The 17,020-nt window shown below is 63.5% G+C and carries 21 protein-coding genes and 1 pseudogene; 14 read left to right on the top strand and 8 right to left on the bottom strand.

Annotated features, from left to right (window positions below; translation table 11 throughout):
- The first annotated feature begins 180 nt into the window (after positions 1 to 180).
- From NKJ58_RS12095 to NKJ58_RS12075, 5 genes are all read left to right on the top strand, one after another.
- Positions 181 to 1,224: a class I SAM-dependent methyltransferase gene (locus tag NKJ58_RS12095; RefSeq protein WP_352853187.1), complete on the top strand. Its 1,044-nt coding sequence runs from the start codon at positions 181 to 183 to the stop codon at positions 1,222 to 1,224.
- Between the two features lie 247 nt (positions 1,225 to 1,471).
- Positions 1,472 to 1,915, top strand: coding sequence for a Ros/MucR family transcriptional regulator (locus tag NKJ58_RS12090; protein WP_023671447.1), 444 nt, complete (start codon positions 1,472 to 1,474; stop codon positions 1,913 to 1,915).
- A gap of 42 nt (positions 1,916 to 1,957) precedes the next feature.
- Positions 1,958 to 2,152: a hypothetical protein gene (locus tag NKJ58_RS12085; RefSeq protein WP_023689866.1), complete on the top strand. Its 195-nt coding sequence runs from the start codon at positions 1,958 to 1,960 to the stop codon at positions 2,150 to 2,152.
- A gap of 128 nt (positions 2,153 to 2,280) precedes the next feature.
- Positions 2,281 to 2,550, top strand: coding sequence for a hypothetical protein (locus tag NKJ58_RS12080; protein WP_352853185.1), 270 nt, complete (start codon positions 2,281 to 2,283; stop codon positions 2,548 to 2,550).
- Between the two features lie 94 nt (positions 2,551 to 2,644).
- On the top strand, positions 2,645 to 2,950 hold the full coding sequence (locus tag NKJ58_RS12075) for a hypothetical protein (protein ID WP_023671444.1): 306 nt from the start codon (positions 2,645 to 2,647) through the stop codon (positions 2,948 to 2,950).
- 21 nt (positions 2,951 to 2,971) lie between these two features.
- Here the strand turns inward: NKJ58_RS12075 and NKJ58_RS12070 are convergent, their stop codons facing one another.
- Together NKJ58_RS12070 and NKJ58_RS12065 are read right to left on the bottom strand one after the other, a co-directional pair.
- Positions 2,972 to 3,385 (bottom strand): DoxX family protein, encoded by a 414-nt coding sequence (locus NKJ58_RS12070; protein WP_023685949.1) that lies wholly within the window; start codon positions 3,383 to 3,385, stop codon positions 2,972 to 2,974.
- 145 nt (positions 3,386 to 3,530) lie between these two features.
- Positions 3,531 to 3,860 (bottom strand): annotated as a pseudogene (locus tag NKJ58_RS12065) (Lrp/AsnC family transcriptional regulator); the annotation flags it as partial.
- Between the two features lie 128 nt (positions 3,861 to 3,988).
- On the opposite strand from NKJ58_RS12065, the gene NKJ58_RS12060 reads away from it, so the two are divergent.
- Positions 3,989 to 4,354 (top strand): VOC family protein, encoded by a 366-nt coding sequence (locus NKJ58_RS12060; protein ID WP_352853184.1) that lies wholly within the window; start codon positions 3,989 to 3,991, stop codon positions 4,352 to 4,354.
- Here NKJ58_RS12060 and NKJ58_RS12055 read toward each other — a convergent pair.
- Positions 4,351 to 4,515: a hypothetical protein gene (locus tag NKJ58_RS12055; RefSeq protein ID WP_023685945.1), complete on the bottom strand. Its 165-nt coding sequence runs from the start codon at positions 4,513 to 4,515 to the stop codon at positions 4,351 to 4,353. The two genes, NKJ58_RS12060 and NKJ58_RS12055, sit on opposite strands and share 4 nt — an antisense overlap.
- Positions 4,516 to 4,757: 242 nt before the next feature.
- Here NKJ58_RS12055 and NKJ58_RS12050 point away from each other — a divergent pair, with 242 nt between their 5' ends.
- Complete coding sequence (locus tag NKJ58_RS12050) at positions 4,758 to 4,934, top strand: hypothetical protein (protein ID WP_023671438.1); 177 nt, start codon at positions 4,758 to 4,760, stop codon at positions 4,932 to 4,934.
- A 113-nt stretch (positions 4,935 to 5,047) separates the two neighbouring features.
- Positions 5,048 to 5,341, top strand: a complete 294-nt coding sequence (locus NKJ58_RS12045) for a DUF982 domain-containing protein (protein WP_023685943.1) — start codon at positions 5,048 to 5,050, stop codon at positions 5,339 to 5,341.
- Positions 5,342 to 5,390: 49 nt separating this feature from the next.
- Here NKJ58_RS12045 and NKJ58_RS12040 read toward each other — a convergent pair whose 3' ends face one another.
- Positions 5,391 to 6,110, bottom strand: coding sequence for a Crp/Fnr family transcriptional regulator (locus tag NKJ58_RS12040; protein ID WP_023671436.1), 720 nt, complete (start codon positions 6,108 to 6,110; stop codon positions 5,391 to 5,393).
- 282 nt (positions 6,111 to 6,392) lie between these two features.
- Between NKJ58_RS12040 and NKJ58_RS12035 the strand changes: the two genes are divergently transcribed.
- Entirely contained in the window at positions 6,393 to 6,623 is a 231-nt protein-coding gene (locus NKJ58_RS12035) for a DUF6894 family protein (RefSeq protein WP_023671435.1), read from the top strand.
- A 106-nt stretch (positions 6,624 to 6,729) separates the two neighbouring features.
- Positions 6,730 to 7,230 carry a hypothetical protein gene (locus NKJ58_RS12030; RefSeq protein WP_023685942.1) on the top strand — a complete coding sequence of 167 codons (501 nt, stop codon included), beginning with the start codon at positions 6,730 to 6,732 and terminating at the stop codon, positions 7,228 to 7,230.
- A 35-nt stretch (positions 7,231 to 7,265) separates the two neighbouring features.
- Here the strand turns inward: NKJ58_RS12030 and NKJ58_RS12025 are convergent, their stop codons facing one another.
- From NKJ58_RS12025 to NKJ58_RS12015, 3 genes are all read right to left on the bottom strand, one after another.
- A complete protein-coding gene (locus NKJ58_RS12025) occupies positions 7,266 to 9,380 on the bottom strand; it encodes an EAL domain-containing protein (protein WP_352853183.1) in 2,115 nt (704 codons plus the stop codon).
- 145 nt (positions 9,381 to 9,525) lie between these two features.
- Positions 9,526 to 10,083, bottom strand: a complete 558-nt coding sequence (locus tag NKJ58_RS12020) for an RNA polymerase sigma factor (protein WP_023693751.1) — start codon at positions 10,081 to 10,083, stop codon at positions 9,526 to 9,528.
- Between the two features lie 151 nt (positions 10,084 to 10,234).
- Positions 10,235 to 10,624: a DUF427 domain-containing protein gene (locus tag NKJ58_RS12015; protein ID WP_023693752.1), complete on the bottom strand. Its 390-nt coding sequence runs from the start codon at positions 10,622 to 10,624 to the stop codon at positions 10,235 to 10,237.
- A gap of 818 nt (positions 10,625 to 11,442) precedes the next feature.
- Between NKJ58_RS12015 and NKJ58_RS12010 the strand changes: the two genes are divergently transcribed.
- The 4 genes from NKJ58_RS12010 to NKJ58_RS11995 are packed head-to-tail and all read left to right on the top strand — an operon-like array spanning position 11,443 to position 16,040.
- Positions 11,443 to 11,934, top strand: a complete 492-nt coding sequence (locus tag NKJ58_RS12010; RefSeq protein WP_023685937.1) for a Csu type fimbrial protein — start codon at positions 11,443 to 11,445, stop codon at positions 11,932 to 11,934.
- A 26-nt stretch (positions 11,935 to 11,960) separates the two neighbouring features.
- Positions 11,961 to 12,683, top strand: coding sequence for a fimbrial biogenesis chaperone (locus tag NKJ58_RS12005; RefSeq protein WP_023715167.1), 723 nt, complete (start codon positions 11,961 to 11,963; stop codon positions 12,681 to 12,683).
- Positions 12,655 to 15,072 (top strand): fimbria/pilus outer membrane usher protein, encoded by a 2,418-nt coding sequence (locus tag NKJ58_RS12000; RefSeq protein ID WP_352499172.1) that lies wholly within the window; start codon positions 12,655 to 12,657, stop codon positions 15,070 to 15,072. Before NKJ58_RS12005 ends, NKJ58_RS12000 begins: the two co-directional genes overlap by 29 nt.
- Positions 15,073 to 15,086: 14 nt before the next feature.
- Positions 15,087 to 16,040: a Csu type fimbrial protein gene (locus NKJ58_RS11995; protein WP_023715166.1), complete on the top strand. Its 954-nt coding sequence runs from the start codon at positions 15,087 to 15,089 to the stop codon at positions 16,038 to 16,040.
- On the opposite strand, the gene NKJ58_RS11990 is transcribed toward NKJ58_RS11995, so the two are convergent.
- Positions 16,034 to 17,020, bottom strand: coding sequence for a branched-chain amino acid ABC transporter permease (locus tag NKJ58_RS11990; protein ID WP_023715165.1), 987 nt, complete (start codon positions 17,018 to 17,020; stop codon positions 16,034 to 16,036). The genes NKJ58_RS11995 and NKJ58_RS11990 overlap by 7 nt on opposite strands.

The raw sequence follows: 17,020 nt of genomic DNA, 5'->3' as shown, positions 1-17,020 counted from the left end.
AATGAACCGAGGATAGCGTTCCTTCACGCCCCCCTCTGTCCTGCCGGACATCTCCCCCTCAAGGGGGGAGATTGGCAGCTCCAGGGTAGCGACCAATTTGCAGCGCTGACGATTGGCGAAAGCAAGGCGGCAGTCCCATCTCCCCCCTTGAGGGGGAGATGGCCGGCAGGCCAGAGGGGGGTGCTGTCCCGCCGACATCCGATATCCGCACGTTGTGGGCATCAGGAAAACAAAACCCGCCTCGTGGGCGGGTCGGTGGCGCAATCAGCACCATGGACAAATCATAGCAAAGCTGCCCTCACCCGTCAATACAAAAAAGGAAATAATTCCTACTCCCTCGTCCTTGGCGGCGGCGCGCATTGCGCGAGGGCCGCATCGATGGGATGCTGGGTCTCGTCGGAGAGAGCAATGAGCAATGTGACCAGTCACTATGGCAGCGGCGGCATCGTCGAGCGCATCCTGTCGGCTGTGCCGGACGCCAGGGCCGGCAGCCTCGCAGCCGAACAACTCTATCCGTTCGACCAGCTTCATGGCCGCGAGCTGATCGCCACGCAGGACCATGCCGCGCGTCTTGCGCCCTCCGCTTCTGATCGGGTTCTGGACATCGGCAGCGGCATTGGCGGCCCGGCCCGGTTCCTTGCCGAGACCTATGGGTGCAGCGTCGACGGCGTCGACCTGACGCCGGCGTTCGTCGAGGCATCCCGCCGATTGACCGAGTTCTGCGGCCTCAGTGACAAAGTCCGTTTTCATGAGGCCGATGCGACAAGGCTGCCTTTTGCGGACGACACATTCGACGCGGCGATCTGTTTCTATGTCGGCATGAATATCGCCGACAAGGCGGCGGTCATCGGGCAAGCGTGGCGCGTACTGAAGCCGAAGGCCAGGCTTGTCTGGACCGAGGCGGTGCTGGCGGACGGCGAGCCTCACTATCCCTTGCCTTGGGCGGTGTCGGCTGTGGCCAGCCATCTCGTCGACCGCGAAACCCTGAAGGCTCTGTTTGCTTCAGCCGGATTCCGGGTCGACGACGTCATCGACGAAACCGGCGATCACGTCGAGCTGGCGTTGAAACGGGCAAATTCCGGCATCGTGCCCTCGCCGGCCCAGCAGCAGGCCAATGAGATCGTGCTCGGCGCCGAGTTCGTGCATCGGCGAAAAAACTACATAAGCAGCCTGAGCGAGGGAAAACTCGCGTCACTGGCCGTTATTGTTTCCAAGCCGGCATGAAACAAAAACCCGCCTCGGCGGCGGGTTGCTGGCGCAAATCAGCACCATGAACAAATCGTAGCATAGCTGCCCTCACCGGTCAAGATATGTCAGGAAAGAATTCCTACATCGACATCGATCGGAGACTCGGCGATGCTAGCGCTACCACATCCGGCGTCAAGTCATATGCATATGTTCTAAAGTGCCATGCCGTCGGCGGATGTTGTCTGATAATTTGCCCTTTGGCATCAAGGGGGCAAAAGAAGCCATGTCTGAGGACAAAATCCGAAATATAAATCTGACCGCCGACATCGTCGCGGCATTCGTGCGCAACAATTCAGTGCCTCCGGATAGCCTGCCGGCGTTGATCGAGAGCGTCAATGCAGCGCTCGCGGCCGTGGACAATCCCGTTGCTCCGCCGCAACCTGCGCCTGAGCCTGCGGTCAACCGCAAGCGCTCGGTAACGCCGAATTTCATTTACTGCCTCGAGGATGGCAAGAAGTTCAGGTCGCTGCGGCGTCATCTCGGCTCCGCCCATGGCATGACGCCGGAAGCCTATCGCGCCAAATGGGACCTGCCCGGCGACTATCCGATGACGGCGCCCAGCTACGCCGCCAAGCGCTCGGAGCTGGCAAAGGAGTTCGGGCTCGGCATCAGGACACCCGAGGCGCCGGCCGCCAAGGCGCCGGCCAAGAGTAAGACCAAGGCGTAAAGGCACGCCCCCTCCGTGCCGTACGCCTGCTGGAGGACGATCGTGGTGGCCGGAGAGCCCAATGACGTTCGCGTGGAACGTGTCGACCGCCGCCAATGGGCGGTGCTGGTTGCCGAGAATGGCACGGTGACCCAGCATCTGTTCATGGCCCAGGAAGCGGCCGAGGAGTTTGCCGACGGCGAGCGGACAAGGCTCGGCCTTCCCGCCAGGCCGCCGGCGGCGGATCCGCTGGCCTGAACAGTCCTTCAACCGGCTGCAGCATATCGCCGGCACTTGCGGCGGATCACAAGACGCAGCCTTCTACAGGCATCGACCGACTGGTCATTAGCTGGCTCTTATGGAACTCCAACTCGGGGGAGAGCGGGATGGACAAACCAGCCATGGCATCCGTGTTCAGGATGCGGCAAGCGCCAGCCACTGTTTCGGGCGTTCGCAGCGTCGGCCAAGGCCAGGCCGATCCGGTCATCGGCAGAAGGCCGCTCGGCGAGGCGATCCGCTTCGTCATCGACGCCCACCCCCATTACGACATCAGCGGCGTTTCGATCGCCTATGGCGACGGCGCCGCCCCGCGCCTCGGCAGCCGGGAGGTCAAGGCGCTGTGGGCCGAATATGGCCGCCGCTGGATGGAAGAGTAGCGCAGGCCATCGGCCGACGCCTATCGCTTGCATCCCCGTCCGGATCGTAACAGCGGCTCATGCGTTGAGCGTGAGCCAAATGGGAGCAACAGCCATGAACGTCGCCAATCTGCAACTCGAAGGCCTGCTGATGGCCGTCGCCTCGATCAATCAGGTGCTGGTGCGCAAGGGCCTGCTCACGGTGGAGGATATCGACATTGCGCTGCGCAAGGCCGAGGCCATCGAAACCGGCGAGGAGCGGTCCGACGGCATGTCGGAGTCCAACCGCGACGCCGTCAACTTTCCGATCCGACTGCTGGAACTGGCCAATCAATGCCAGCCGGAGGCGGACATGCCGTCCTTCTCGAAACTGGCCCGCATGGTCGGCCAGATGAAGGAACCCTACAACGACCAGATGTGAGGCGGTCTGCCGACGCGGGGCTCACCCTCGGCCGAGCTTCGAGGCCAGCACGCTGCCCGGTCCATGGACGGCTGCGAACAGCAGGCCGGCGGCGAACGGGAAATGGGACATGAAGGCGCCGAACTCGGCCTGGTTGCCGGTCCAGTGCGACGGACCGTGGAAGGCAAAGCCGAGGAAGACCACGTAGACGGCGGCGACCAGGGCGGCCGGCGTGAAGAACGCTCCGGTCAGCAAGGCGATCACCAGCAGCGTTTCGAGGATCGCGGCGCACCAGGCCAGAAACAGCGGGAACGGGAAGCCGGCGGCGGCGATGTAGCCGGCGGTCATGTTCATATCCATGAACTTGAAGGCTGCTCCCATCGCGAACATGGCGGCCAGGGTCAGGCGGGCGATGAGAATGGCCGCGGTCTGCCACGGCGATTGAACGGCTTCCATGATGTGCTCCAAAGGTTTGCAACGGGTTTCGCCCCAAGGACGGGCGCCACGCCGCCGATCCTACACCAGCCCGCGAAATTCTTTCGCGGCAAAGCCGGACCTCGCAAAAGGAGGCGCTTGCAATCCTCTTGCCGCGCGTGGCCGCTCAGAGCTTCGCCATCAGCTCCCGCCCCAACCGTTTCGGCGGCTCGGCGCGCAGCACCACATTGGTCGTCACCGCGCCGTAGCGGCCGATGGCATCGACGATGCTTTCGAGGTCGGGCGGCGACGGCACGACCACCTTGACCAGAAAACAATCCTCGCCGGTCACCCGCAGCACCTCGACCACTTCCGGCATGGCCGCGAATTTCTTCAGGCAGGTCTGGATGTGCTCATGCGTGGTGCGCAGGCGGATCATGGCCATGGTGCCGAGACCGAGGGCGGTGGGATCGATCGCGGCCCGGTAGCCGGCGATGATGCCGCGCTCCTGCTGACGGCCTTCGTGAGAGAGAGACAGGCCGACCACGCAATCGCACCATAGACACCCGAAGCGTGCGCGCGGGCTTGCCCCGACTTGTCCCGCCAGCTATCTCTCGGAAGGGGCGTTTGTGAGGGAGACTGCGAATGGTGTCCGTCCGATATCTGGTCCGCGATGTCGATCTGTCCATCGCGTTTTATACGAGCCATCTGGGCTTCGCGCTGAAGCAGCAATTCGATCCGGCGATGGCCATCCTGACGCGCGGCGACCTCTCGCTCTGGCTCGCCGGTCCCTTGGCGTCGGCAGCCAGGCCGATGCCGGACGGCCGGACACCCGAGCCGGGCGGATGGAACCGCTTCGTGCTCGAAGTCGAGCAATTGCCGGCAGTCGTGACTAAGATGCGCGAGGCCGGCGTGCGGTTCCGCAACCAGATCGTCGAAAGTCCGGGCGGGCGACAGATTCTTTGTGAAGACCCGTCCGGCAACGTGATCGAGCTGTTCGAGCCCAGCTAGACTTCGGCCGTCGCCTCGGATTCGGCGCCGGGCTTTGCCTGGCCTTCCCACTGCCGCTCCGCCTCTGCTTTGCGCTTCGGACAATCCTCGTAGTCATGCTCTCGCGAACCGCAATAGGAGCAGCATTTTGCCGGCGTGTCGGTTCGAAGCATTGTGGCCATGCACAAGAATGCACGAAAATTCATCCGGTTGCAGCAGCGTCTGCGACGTCGCTGCTGGGATGCGTGACCGCCAGCCTGGCGACGCCGCTCAATAGCCGCCGCCGAGGATCGGCAGAATCTCGGCGGCAGACATTGCGCGCGGCGCGTATTCGTCCGGCCTATATCAAAGTTAAATGCGGATGGTGGGGGTGAGGTGGTAGGTGATCGCGATGGGGGGACTCTCAACGCGCTCGAGGTGTCCCATGGACGTTCGAAATCTGATTGCCAAATTGTCAGCCGCGGTATTGCACCGCCGCGCCGCGTCTTCGCCGATACTGTTCAGGCCGATCCGCAACTCGCTCGCCGACATCCCGTTGAAGCCGGCGCCGCGGCCGCCTTATCGTCCGCATCGGCCGATCTGGCCGGCAAGCAACATGTAGCTCGCCGGGCTGCAACCAGTTTGTGATTGCCTCGTTTATGGCGATCCCGTTTTCAAGGAGGCAAGTGATGAGATCGATCCGGGCGAGACGCGAATGGTTTGGATGGTGAGCGCATGAGCCGTTTTCTGCCCCTGACGATCAGATTCGTGGACGGCAGCGCGATGACGGTGTCGTCGATCGCCGACGCCAGGAGGGCGCTAGGCGGAACATGGAAGAACAAGCAGACGGCGGCCTACAAGGCGGCCGACAGGCTGGTGGACGACGCGTTGAACGGCATTTGCCGCCCGGACATCGCCTTTGCCGCTTTCCAGAATGCCGCCGCCCAACAGGGCTTGCTGAAGCCGGCCAAGCCAAGTGCCGCCCTTGCCATGCTCGACGAATTGGCGTCGCTGGATGGGCATCGTTGAAAGACCGGCTGACGGATTGCCGGCGACGTCATGGCGAACGCCGGATAGCCTATCTCGGCTCGCGGTTCATGCTGAGATAAGTCGGGTCGAACTCGGCGATTTCCACCAGTTGCTGCCAGTCCAGAATGGTCACCATGTAATTCGCCCAGCCGATCACACCGATCTTGCGCAGCGCGCCGATGACCCGGTTCATGTGGACGACCGAAAGCCCAAGCACATCGGCCAGTTCCGCCTGCGACAGGGGAAGCCGGAAACTCATGCCGTTGGTCTGCTTGACGACCTGGAGCCGCACGAACAGCTCGCACACAAGATGCGCCAGATGCGAAGTCTTGGACCGCCGGCCCATGGCCACGATCCATTCCCGATGGATGGCGCCATCGACGAGCGTGTCCAGCCAAAGCAAGCGGCTGAGATGAGGCGCCTGTTCGGTGATCGTCCTTAGCCGACTGTGGTCGGCGGCGATCACCCGGCATGGCGACAAAGCTATAATGCCATGGTCCATTGTCTTGAGCAGGAAGGCGTGCAAATCGACAAAATCGCCGGGCACCTGCAACGAGGTGAACTGGCGGCCGCCATCCTCCAGCACCTTGTAGCGCGCCGCCAGACCCTCGATGATGAGCGTGCTGTAGCCTGGCCTCGATCCCTCGGAAACGATGTCCTGACCGGTGGCAAAATCCATCTCGATGGTCATGGCGGCGGCCAGCAGCCCCTTTTCCTGCTCGGACAAAGCGTCATGCTGGCCAAGGTTGAGATAAAGCGGTTCTAGCATCGAGGATCCAGTCCGAGATTTCGTGGGCATTGGTGGCCTAGCCAAACGCCGGAGATCGGGTGCGGTTGCAATCGGCCGGCACGGCGACGGCTCCTGGCAGGAAATCTGCTCAGGACACAGTCGCATGGAACCATGGGTGCGGGTTGGGATTTAATCCATGTCGCTCAAAAATGGCCCCGATTTTGAGACAACGACATGCATAAAACACAGACCTGAAGCGCGTCGCCTGCGTCCTTCAACCGCGATGCGCCTTAGCGTTCTCACGCAGGGATCCTTGCACACATGGAACGGTTCTACTTCGACTTGTACAACGCCGAGACCCAGATTGATGAAGAGGGGCAGCTTTTTCCCAGCCGGGAGCGTGCGGGAGCCGAAGCGCTGCGCATATTGCACGATGTGGCGCGCGACGAGATACCGGAGGGCGACCACCGGCGGATCACCGTCAAGATGCTGAACGAGAACAGGGAGCAGATATTCGAAGCGTCGCTGACCATGGCGTCGCTGTGGAGTTGAACTCGTCGACCCTGTCGAGGACTGTATGGAACCTCTTGCCCTCCCCTCTGTTTCCTAAGGAGGGGCCAGCGGCAGAAGCTGCACGGCTGATTGACTGGAGGCATCTATGTCCTTGCAAAAGCTTCATCCCGAGCAGGTCGACGACACACGCAGGCTTGCCTATTCGACCTTTGCCCCGGCGCTGATCGGTTCGCTCACCAAGCGTCTGGCGCGGTGTCAGGGCGTCAAGGAACTGGGCGCCCTGGAAAAGTCGCTCATCCGTCTGATCGAAGACTCTGATGTCGATGGGCCGCAGGCCGAGGCGATGAAAGAGTTCGCCATCGAGCTGGTGGTGTCGACGATATCGGAAGCCCGCGCTCACCCCGACACCAAGAGCGATGTCGAAGCCGTTGGCGAGCGCCGCGCCGAAGGCCGCTCCGAGAACCCGCAGACGCTCGAGGAGCAGTTGCAATCAGGCCTCGAAGACAGTTTTCCGGCCAGCGATCCGCCCGCCGTCGTCTCGACCGCCATTTCCGGCGGCTCGAAGGACCTTGTCGGCACCGACGAGGTGTTGCGCCGCAAGAAGGAGGCGGCGCAGCGAAAGCAGGAAAAGGCCGACGCCGGTTAGCCGGACAAGTCGCCAGCTCGGGCGATGACAAGCCGTCAGCCGAAGCGCTTTTCCGGTGACTGTCCGCTGGATGGTGACTGTTCGCCGGCCCGCGCGACGATCGCCTCAAGCGGCTCCGGCCGGTGCAGCAGAAAACCCTGGCCATAGGCCACGCCCATGCCGCGCAGAATGTCGAGCGCTTCCTGCTGCTCGATCTTTTCGGCCACCACCGCGCAGCCGAGACTTTTGGCGATGCCCGCTATGGCCGAGACGATCTCGCGGTCGAAACGGCTTTCCGCGATATTCTCGATGAACGAGCCGTCGATCTTGATCTGATCGACCGGAAAGCGCCGCAAATATTCGAACGAGCTCATGCCGGCGCCGAAATCGTCGAGGCTGACACGGCATTGCCGCTCGCGCGCCTTGCGCACGAACTGCTCGGCGGCGTCGAAATTGGTTACGGCCGCGGTCTCGGTGATCTCGAAGCCGATGCCGGAATGCGGCGCCCCGGTCTCGGCGATGACGGCGTCGACGAAATCCCATAGCAGCGGATCGCTCAGCGTCTGCGCCGACAGGTTGAAGCCGAGCAAGATGGCGCCTGAGCGCATCGCCTCGCCATGCTGCGAAAGCGCTGTCCTGATGATCCAGCGGTCCAGCCGCGAGGCAATGCCGAAGCGCTCGGCGACCGGAATGAATTCGTTGGGCGGGATCAGCTTGCCATTGCGCCCGGCAAGCCGCGCCAGCACCTCGACATGGCGGCTCTCCCGCCAGGGCTGGCCGAGCAGATGGATTTTCTGGCCGAACAGTTTCAGCCGCCCTTCATCCATGGCGTCGACCGTGTCGGCGGCGACACGCGCAGCGTTGAGGCCGCCGGAGCCCGACGCCGCATCGGCCGAAAACACCGCGAAGCGATTGCGCCCGGCCGCCTTGGCGGCATAGCAGGCGTCGTCGGCGCAGGCCAACGCATCGGCAACCGTGGTGGTGGTGTCCTCGACGAAGGCGATGCCGATGCTGGCCGCGAGTTTTCGCGAGGTCGCCGGCAGTCCGAGGTCGGCGTCACGGACCGCCGCAAGAATCGCGCCGGCCAGCGCCTCGGCCTTGGCCGATTGGCAATTGGGCACCAGCAGCGCGAACTCGTCGCCACCGAGGCGCGCGGCACGCGCCGATGCCGGCAGGCAGCCCAGAATACCGGCGGCCACACCCTTCAGCGCCAGGTCGCCGGCGGCGTGGCCGGCGAAGTCGTTGAGCGCCTTGAAGTAGTCGAGATCGACGTAAAACACCGCCAGCGGCAAAGCCCGCTCGGTGGCGATGTGCACGGCCAGCAGCCGGTCGAAGGCGGCACGGTTCAAGAGGCCCGTCAGCGCATCGTGGTGAGCGGCGTAGGCGAGTTCCCGCTCGCGTTTCTTGTCCTCGGTGATATCGCGCACGGTGCCGAGAATCTGGCCCGCTGTCTCAGGCGCCGCGATGAAGCGCACCAGCGATTCGACATGGCGGATTTCGCCGTCGCGCCTGACGATGCGGTATTGCGCGGCGACGACGCCGTCGGTCGAAAGCGGCGCCAGATGGGCGCGCTCTGCGGCATCCTTGTCGTCGGGGTGCAGATAGGAATGCCAGAGGTCGGCGGCCACCTCGTCGGTGTCGGCGACCAGGCCGAATATCTCCCTGGTGCGGGCGTCCCAATAGCTCTTGTTGGCGTCGATATCGTGATGCCAGATGCCGGTGCCGCTGGCCGCCAGCGCCAGGCGAAAGCGCACATTGACCCGCTCCAGTTCGGCTTCCGCCTCTTTCTGCCGGCTGATGTCGGTCTGTACGCCCATCAGCCTGACCGGCCTGCCCGTCTCGTCACGCTCGACAATGCCGCCGCGGTCCAGCACCCAGATCCAGTGGCCGTCCTTGTGCTTGAGGCGTAGCTCGGTCTCGATCGAGGCGGTCAGGCCGGAAATGTGCCGCTCTCCGCTGGCCAGTGCCCGCTGGCGGTCGTCGGGATGCGTCAGCTTCAGCCAGAGGTCGTCGCTGTTGGCAAGCTCGCCATCCTCATAACCCAGCATGTGCGACCAGGTTGGCGAATAGAAACAGTCGCCGCTCAAAATATCCCAGTCCCATACGCCGAGATGAGCGCGTTCGAGCGCAAGCGCCCAGAATTCGCCGTTGCGTATTTTCTCTTCAGCCATGCCCTGGTTTCGCTCACTCCGTCGCCGCCACTATGCACGCAAGCAGAGAAGAAAGCGTTACCGGGTGCGCCGCGCCCACAGTGCGGACAAGGCCTGCAATCGTGCCGGACCATGCCGTAAGGCGTCATCATGCGATTGGGGCTCGTCATGCCATTGGCGCCCTGATTGGAACCGCCCTGCCCGGGCCTGGCTCGACGATCCTTATCGCGCGGCGGCGCGCATTGTCCTCGAGCAGGCCGCGCAGTTCCTCACGGCCGCGCGCGATGCGCGACATCAGCGTGCCGGCCGGCACGCCGAGCATCTCGGCGGCCTCGGCATAGGAGAAGCCCTCGATGGCGACCATGGTCAGCGCGGCACGGCGGTCGGGGCTGATCGCCTGCAGCGCGTCGATGATCTCGCGGGCCGCGACATTCTCCAGCTGGTCGGCGGGAGAGGCCTGCACCTCGCCGGCCTCCAGCGGCAGCATCGAGGCCTCGCCTCGCCGGTTCACCTTGCGCATCTGGTCGATGAACAGATGATGCATGATCGTGAACAGCCATTTTCGCGGGCTCTCTCCCGTCTGCCAGTTGTCCAGCCGCAGCAGCGCCCGCTCCAGGCAGTCCTGGACGAGATCGTCGGCGGAATCGCGGTCGCGCAGCAGCGAGCGCGCATAGCGGCGCAGGCGCGGGATTTCGTCGAGAATTGCTCTCTGCTTTTCGTCCATGACCTTTTGTCTTCGTTTCGGCATGCCGTTGCCGCAAAACCGCTGCGCCCCCGGGTGAGGACAGCTTTGGCTGATCTGAAAAATTCCTCTGTTCATGCCTGTCGTCGGCTCCAAAAACGCTGGGCACTTTTGGGCGACAGGCATGACGCGCTCAGCGCGGCGCGGCGTCGATGGTGACCCGGTGTGGGTAGAAGGCGCCGTGGTCGCGAATTTCAGTCATCTCGTCGAAAGGCTGCTCATAGGCCCACATCGCGTCGTTGCCGGTTTCACCCGCCGGCAGCACGTTCCAGTAGCTGGCGTCACCCTTGTAGGGGCACAGCGTCGACCGCTCCGTCTTCTTGAGCTTGCGGAAGTCGATGTCCTCGAACGGGATGTAGAAGGAGAAGGGATGGGGCGGCTCGGTCACCATTTTGGCTTTTGCCGAGGAAGCGATGATGGTGCCGTTTGCAAACACGACGACACGCCCGGTGAAGGGCTCGACGGTGATCACCTTGCCCGGATTGCGCCTGAAGCCGGGTGACGGGTTCGCATGCTGATCCATGACTGCTCTCCTTGTCCGCTGGTGGTTCGATGCCGGTCGACGGCGTCAGCTCTCACTGGTCACTGATGGGCCGGCGACAGCGGTCACACGCGACAGCTTCTGGCGCTTTTCGAGCTGTGGCTTTTCATAGGTCTTCTTCATCGTTCTTCCTTTTCTGACGTCTGGCAGCCGGTCCGCGCGGCTGCCGGTCGTGGATCATGGCTCCAAGGGACAACAGGCGCATCTCCCGTCCGGCCGATGCGCCGCCGAAGGAAATCCGGGCCAGCGTGGCAAGAACGATTCGCATGTGTTTCGCCGCGATCCGACGGCGGTGGATTTATCTCAGCCGGGACGGCCATGCTTGGGCCGGGCGGAACACGGTTTTGGCGAATGCGGCCCTGTCAGCACGACCGCAAGGCTTGGACAGGCGCGAACAGCTACCGGCGCGGCTATGGCGATGGCTGCTTGGCGCCGGTGCACGCCGCGAAATATCGATAATAAAGGACGACAGGTGAGACTCTACAAAATCAAGATGATTTGCCAGATATTTCGCCTTTTCGGCACGAGAAGCAAAATAAATTTTCGACAGACAAACTTTCACTTCGGAAAAATGTCCATTTCATCTCTGTTAACCAAATATTAACCAAAATTATCCGATACATACCGAAGTTATTCGCTGTCGCAATCCGAATCTAAGTTGTAATAATCATTGCACAGTTCGCTTATGACATTACTGTATCGTTGATGTCTTGCGAAGCATGCAACGGAGGAGCTGTAGGAGTGAAATCCGGGTCAAGACTGTGTTGCGAGGAACGGTCTGCCCGACGGAGGAAACACGCATGAGATTGCTGAAATATGCGCTGCTGGCGGGAGCGTCGCTGCTTCCCATCCTGCCCGCGATCGCCGCGACCGCGACGGGCAGCATGAATGTCCGCATCACGATTACCGACGAATGCAAGGTGCAGACGGCGAGCGATCTCGATTTCGGCTCGCACGGTGTCATTGATGCGAATGTCGACCAGACCAGCACCATCAACGTGCAATGCACGACCGGCAAGTCCTACAATGTTGGTCTGAGCGCCGGAGCGGGCGCGGGCGCAACGGTTGCTGTTCGCAAGATGACCGGGCCGGCGTCGGCGACGATCGACTACACCATCTACAGGGAAAGCACCCGGACGCAGCTTTGGGGCACCACGATCCCCACCGACACGGTCGGCGGAACCGGCAACGGCGCCATTCAGCCGCTGACGGTCTACGGGCGTGTTCCACCGCAGACGACACCGGCGGCGGGCCTCTACACCGACACCGTTGCGATCACCATAACGTACTGACAATCGATACCAACACGAGGACGATCATGCGATCCATGCTTTCACGCATCGGAGCCACGGCTGTTCTGTTGCTGTGCGCCGGTCTCTCACAAGCCGCTTCGCTCAGGGTGGCGCCGACAGGTCTCGAGCTGATCTCGCCCGACGCCTCGGCGGTTCTCAACCTCAGCAACGATGACCCCAAGCGGCCGATCAATGTGCAGATACGCGTCTTCGCCTGGAGCCAGGCTGGCGGGATCGAGACGCTGACGCCGACTACCGACGTCGTCGCCAGCCCGCCATCGACCAAACTCGGACCCAATGCCCAATACGTGGTTCGCGTCGTGCGCGTCAGCAAGGCGCCGGTGCGGGCCGAGGAAAGCTACCGCGTCATCGTCGACGAGTTACCCGACCCGTCGCGCAAGAAGGCCGGTACGGTCGCGCTCGCGCTGCGCTACTCCGTGCCGGTGTTTTTCCGCGACGCCGATGCGGCCGCGCCGGCAGTCGCCTGGAGTGTTTCGCGCAAGGGCGGCAGTCTTGTGCTGACAGCCAGCAATACCGGTGAAAGTCGTCTCCGCTTGTCCAACCTATCCCTGACCCAGAACGGCAAAAAGCTCGGCAACCGAAACGGGCTCGTCGGTTATGTCCTGGGCGGCGCGACCATGCAGTGGCCGATCGGCAGCGGCAAATCACTGTCCGCGGGCTCCGTGCTTTTGAAGGCACAGAGCGATCTTGGACCCTTCGATGCCAACGTTGCCGTCAAGGGCAAGTAGCGTCGCTGTCATCGTCGCGGTTGCGACTTTCACACCTTGCTTGGCGGTGCGTTCGCAGGAATTTCCGGCCGTGACGAACCTCGAACAGCCGGCTTCCGTTTTACCAGCGGGCCGCAGCCTCTATCTCGAGGTGTTCATCAACGACGTTTCGACCAAGCTGGTCGGCAATTTTATCGAGATGCCGGATGGTGGGCTGGCGGCGGCGCCCCAAGAGCTGAAGGAGGTCGGCCTGAAACCGCCGGAGGACATAGCCGACGCCGGCGGCCTGGTCAGGCTCGACCAGTTGGCCGACGTTTCGTTTCGGATCGATGAGGTAGCCCAGCGCCTCTACGTCACCGCCGCCAATGACAGCCGCGAGGCGCGCATGGTGGATCTCGGCTTGCGCTTGCAGGACCGGCCGGCGCCGCAATCGGGCTTGGGCGCGGTTCTCAACTATTCGCTGTTTGCCAGCTCCAACACATTGTTCGACAAGGACGTCGAGCTGTTCCAAGGCGTTTCCGGCGGCTTCGATGCGCGCGCGTTCAGCCCCTATGGAACGCTCAGCCAATCCTTCATCGCCGGCTATTCCGACGGCAGGCTGGGCGGCTTCACGCGGCTCAACACGACATGGAGCTATTCCGACCCCGACCGGCTGATGACCTACCGCGCCGGCGACTTCATCTCCGGTGGATTGTCGTGGACGCGTCCGATCTATCTCGGCGGCATCCAGGCGCAACGCAACTTCCACCTGCGATCGGACCTGGTGACGCTACCCCTGCCCTCCTTCGGCGGCACGGCGGCGGTGCCGTCGACGCTCGAGGTCTACACGCAGAACGTGCGCACCTATTCCGGCGACATCCAGCCCGGGCCGTTCCAGGTCACCAATCTGCCGGTGTTCACGGGCGCCGGACAGGCGCAGGTGGTGCTGCGCGACAGCCTCGGCCGCGAGACCACGGCCACCTTGCCGTTCTATGCCTCCAGCATGCTGCTGCGCCAGGGACTGCTCGACTTTTCCGTCGAGGCAGGGATGGCGCGGCGCAATTTCGGCATCTCCTCCGACGATTATGACGGCCGCGTCATGGGGGTCGCCAGCGCGCGTTACGGCGTGACCGACCGGCTGACATTGGAAGCCCATGCCGAGGGCGGCGCCGATCTGATCAATGGCGGCATAGGTGCTGCCTTCCCGCTCGGGGCATATGGCGCGGCTTCGCTGGCGGTCGCCGGCAGCCATCATGACCGGCGCACCGGCTCGCTGGTCGATGCCAGTGTCGAATTCGGCTATGACGGCTGGGCGATCAACGCCCACATGCAGCGGGCCTTTGGCGGCTATGAAGACATCGCCTCGGTGACGGCGGAGCCGGTTCTCGACCCCGACGACTTCACCCGTTTCAGCGCTGGCGTGCCGCGCTCGGTCGACCAGGTGACGCTCAGCGTGCCGATGCCGATCGATTTCTCCAGCCTCAACCTGTCCTATACGCATTTGAAGAGCGCCGAGGGCGAAAACAGCCAGATCGTCGGCCTGTCCTACAGCCAGGCGATCTTCAAGCGCAGCACGCTCTATGCCACCGCCTTCGCCGATCTCGACGACGACAGCAGCTATGGCGTGTTCGCCGGGATTTCGATCCCGTTCAACGACGAGATCTCGGCGTCGACAGGCGTCGAGCAAGGCCCTGAGGGCCTCAATGTCACTGCCGACCTCGCCAAATCGGAGCGGGCCGAGGACGGCAGCATCGGCTGGCGGCTGCGCACCTCCGAAGGCGAGGTTCCCAACCGTTCGGCAGCGGTGAGCTACCGCGCGTCGTTTGCGCGTTTTGAGGCCGGCGCCCAGCAATTCGACAAGGACTTTCGCGTGACCGGCCAGATGGACGGCGCCATTGCGGTCGCAGGCGGCGGGGTGTTCGCCACCAACCGCATCGACGATGCCTTTGCCGTCGTCGATGTCGGCACGCCTGATGTCGAGGTCTTGCATCAGAACCGGCCGGTAGGCAGGACGGACAGCAAAGGCCGCATCCTGGTCACCGGGCTCAACTCCTATGAGCTGAACACGGTCTCCATCGACCCGAAGAATCTACCAGTCGACGCGGATGTCCCGGCTACCAAGGAGACCGTCGTCCCAGCCGACCGCAACGGCGTCGTGCTGAAGTTCGGCGTGTCCGAGGCGGCGCAGGCCGCGCTGGTGACGCTGGTCGACTCGAGCGGAACGCCGCTCGAAGCCGGACTGTCGGGACGCGTCGATGGCGGCACCGAAGACTTCGTCGTCGGCTATGACGGGCAGGCCTACATCAAGGGCCTCGGCAAGCAGAATTCCGTGCAGGTCGAGCGCGCGGACGGCGGTTCATGCCGGGCAGAGTTTCCCTTCGAGGCGGTGCGCGGCCGGCAGGTGGTGATCGGGGACGTGGTGTGCCAATGAACATCCGACGCCAGGTGCTGCGCGCAACGTTCATCATTGTCCTTATGCTGCTGCCGTCGCTCGCCCGCGCGCAAAGCTGCAGTTACACCGTCACCAGTATGAATTTCGGCCTCATCGACACACTGTCAGGCACGGCGGCGACATCGACCGCGACCCTCAGCATGAATTGCAGCGGCAGTTTGCCGTTTCTGCTGCCCGTCCTGGTCTGTCCGCACTTCGCCTCCGGCACAGGCGGCGCTTCCTCGGCGGCCGCCAGGCAGATGGCGAACGGCGCCAACAGCCTCAACTACCAGCTCTATTCGGATCCTGGAATGAGCGTCGTCTGGGGCTCCTACAACTGGGCCTATGCCTCGCGCCCGCCGCCGCAGACGCTGAACCCCAATCTCTTCGGCAACTCATCGGGCACGGCGACCATCTATGGCCGCGTGCCCGGCGGCCAGTCGACCGTTCCGCCCGGCACCTATCTCTCGACGTTTTCGAGCACGCATGTCGAGATCCTCTCCCGGACGACCCTGTTGGGCAGCAGCTGCAGCGGCGGCTTGGGCAACCCCGACACCAGTCCGACCTTCACCATCAACGCCACGGTCGCGGCAAACTGCCTGGTCGCCACCCAGAACATCGATTTCGGCTCCAAGGGCGTGCTCACCGCCAATGCCGACGCCACCGGCCAGGTCTCGGTCACCTGCACGCCGTCGACCGCCTATACGGTGTCGCTGAATGGCGGCACGACAGGCGGCACGCCGACCAACCGAAAGATGTCAAAGGGGGCTGAGCGGGTGACCTACGGCCTCTACAAGGACGCCGCGCGCTCGCAGCCCTGGGGTGACGCCGGAACGCCGGGAAGCACGGTGGCCGGCACCGGAACCGGTACGGCCCAGGCGCTCACCGTCTATGGCCGCGTGCCGCCGCAGACGACGCCCTCGGCCGGCGTCTACACCGACACGGTGGTGGTGACCATCACCTATTGATCGCGGCCCGCCTCGCCGTTGGCCGGCGCCAGCCAGCGCGCGTAAATCTCGCCGACGATGCCGCGGCGAAAGACCAGCACGCAGATCATGAAGATCAGGCCGGTGGCGATGGTCACCGGGAAGCCGGAGGTGGCGAGCGTGTTTTCCAGCCCGACGACGAGGCCGGCGCCGACGACAGGACCGACCATGGTGCCGATGCCGCCGAGCAGCGTCATCAGGATCACCTCGCCCGACATCTGCCAGGTGACGTCGGTCAGCGTCGCGAACTGGAAGACGATCGCCTTGGTCGCGCCGGCAAGCCCGGCAAGGGCTGCCGACATGACGAAGGCGACGAGCTTGTAGCGGCCGACCGAATAGCCCAGCGAGATGGCGCGGTTCTCGTTCTCGCGGATCGAACGCAGGATCATGCCGAACGGCGAGTTGACGATGCGCCAGACGGCGAAGACGCCGATGAGGAAGACGGCAAGCACGACGAAATACATGTTGAGCGTGACGTTGAGATCGACGATGCCGAACAGATGCCCGCGCGGCACGCCCTGTATGCCGTCCTCGCCTTCGGTGAACGGCGCCTGGACGCAGAAGAAATAAAACATCTGCGCCAGCGCCAGCGTGATCATCGAGAAATAGATGCCTTGCCGGCGGATGGCGAGGAAGCCCATGACCAGGCCGAGCACGGCCGCTCCGGCGGTGCCGAGCAGGATGCCGGCCTCGGGCGGCCAGCCCCATGCCTTGACGGCGTAGGCGCAGAAATAGGCGGCGGCGCCGTAGAAGGTGGCGTGGCCGAACGACAACAGCCCGGTGTAGCCGAGCAGCAGGTTGAAGGCGCAGGCAAACAGCGCGAAGCACAGCATCTTCATCAGGAAGATCGGATAGACGAAGAAGGGCGCGGCTATCAGCGCCAGTATGGCCAATGCCAGCAATACCCGCTCCAGCCGCACGGAGGCGGCGGTGCGATGTTGGTGAAGGGTTGCCTCGCTCAT

The organism is Mesorhizobium sp. M0139 (assembly GCF_040322455.1).
Taxonomy (GTDB): Bacteria; Pseudomonadota; Alphaproteobacteria; order Rhizobiales; family Rhizobiaceae; genus Mesorhizobium.
Note: the sequence above shows the minus strand (reverse complement) of the source record. Positions and strands in the feature narration are given on the sequence as shown.

Coding starts and splice junctions, on each gene's coding strand:
- NKJ58_RS12090 (WP_023671447.1), top strand. CDS start 1,472: ATGTCTGAGGACAAAATCCGAAATATAAATCTGACCGCCGACATCGTC.
- NKJ58_RS12080 (WP_352853185.1), top strand. CDS start 2,281: ATGGACAAACCAGCCATGGCATCCGTGTTCAGGATGCGGCAAGCGCCA.
- NKJ58_RS12075 (WP_023671444.1), top strand. CDS start 2,645: ATGAACGTCGCCAATCTGCAACTCGAAGGCCTGCTGATGGCCGTCGCC.
- NKJ58_RS12070 (WP_023685949.1), bottom strand. CDS start 3,385: ATGGAAGCCGTTCAATCGCCGTGGCAGACCGCGGCCATTCTCATCGCC.
- NKJ58_RS12060 (WP_352853184.1), top strand. CDS start 3,989: ATGGTGTCCGTCCGATATCTGGTCCGCGATGTCGATCTGTCCATCGCG.
- NKJ58_RS12055 (WP_023685945.1), bottom strand. CDS start 4,515: ATGGCCACAATGCTTCGAACCGACACGCCGGCAAAATGCTGCTCCTAT.
- NKJ58_RS12050 (WP_023671438.1), top strand. CDS start 4,758: ATGGACGTTCGAAATCTGATTGCCAAATTGTCAGCCGCGGTATTGCAC.
- NKJ58_RS12045 (WP_023685943.1), top strand. CDS start 5,048: ATGAGCCGTTTTCTGCCCCTGACGATCAGATTCGTGGACGGCAGCGCG.
- NKJ58_RS12040 (WP_023671436.1), bottom strand. CDS start 6,110: ATGCTAGAACCGCTTTATCTCAACCTTGGCCAGCATGACGCTTTGTCC.
- NKJ58_RS12035 (WP_023671435.1), top strand. CDS start 6,393: ATGGAACGGTTCTACTTCGACTTGTACAACGCCGAGACCCAGATTGAT.
- NKJ58_RS12030 (WP_023685942.1), top strand. CDS start 6,730: ATGTCCTTGCAAAAGCTTCATCCCGAGCAGGTCGACGACACACGCAGG.
- NKJ58_RS12025 (WP_352853183.1), bottom strand. CDS start 9,380: ATGGCTGAAGAGAAAATACGCAACGGCGAATTCTGGGCGCTTGCGCTC.
- NKJ58_RS12020 (WP_023693751.1), bottom strand. CDS start 10,083: ATGGACGAAAAGCAGAGAGCAATTCTCGACGAAATCCCGCGCCTGCGC.
- NKJ58_RS12015 (WP_023693752.1), bottom strand. CDS start 10,624: ATGGATCAGCATGCGAACCCGTCACCCGGCTTCAGGCGCAATCCGGGC.
- NKJ58_RS12010 (WP_023685937.1), top strand. CDS start 11,443: ATGAGATTGCTGAAATATGCGCTGCTGGCGGGAGCGTCGCTGCTTCCC.
- NKJ58_RS12005 (WP_023715167.1), top strand. CDS start 11,961: ATGCGATCCATGCTTTCACGCATCGGAGCCACGGCTGTTCTGTTGCTG.
- NKJ58_RS12000 (WP_352499172.1), top strand. CDS start 12,655: ATGCCAACGTTGCCGTCAAGGGCAAGTAGCGTCGCTGTCATCGTCGCG.
- NKJ58_RS11990 (WP_023715165.1), bottom strand. CDS start 17,020: ATGAGCGAGGCAACCCTTCACCAACATCGCACCGCCGCCTCCGTGCGG.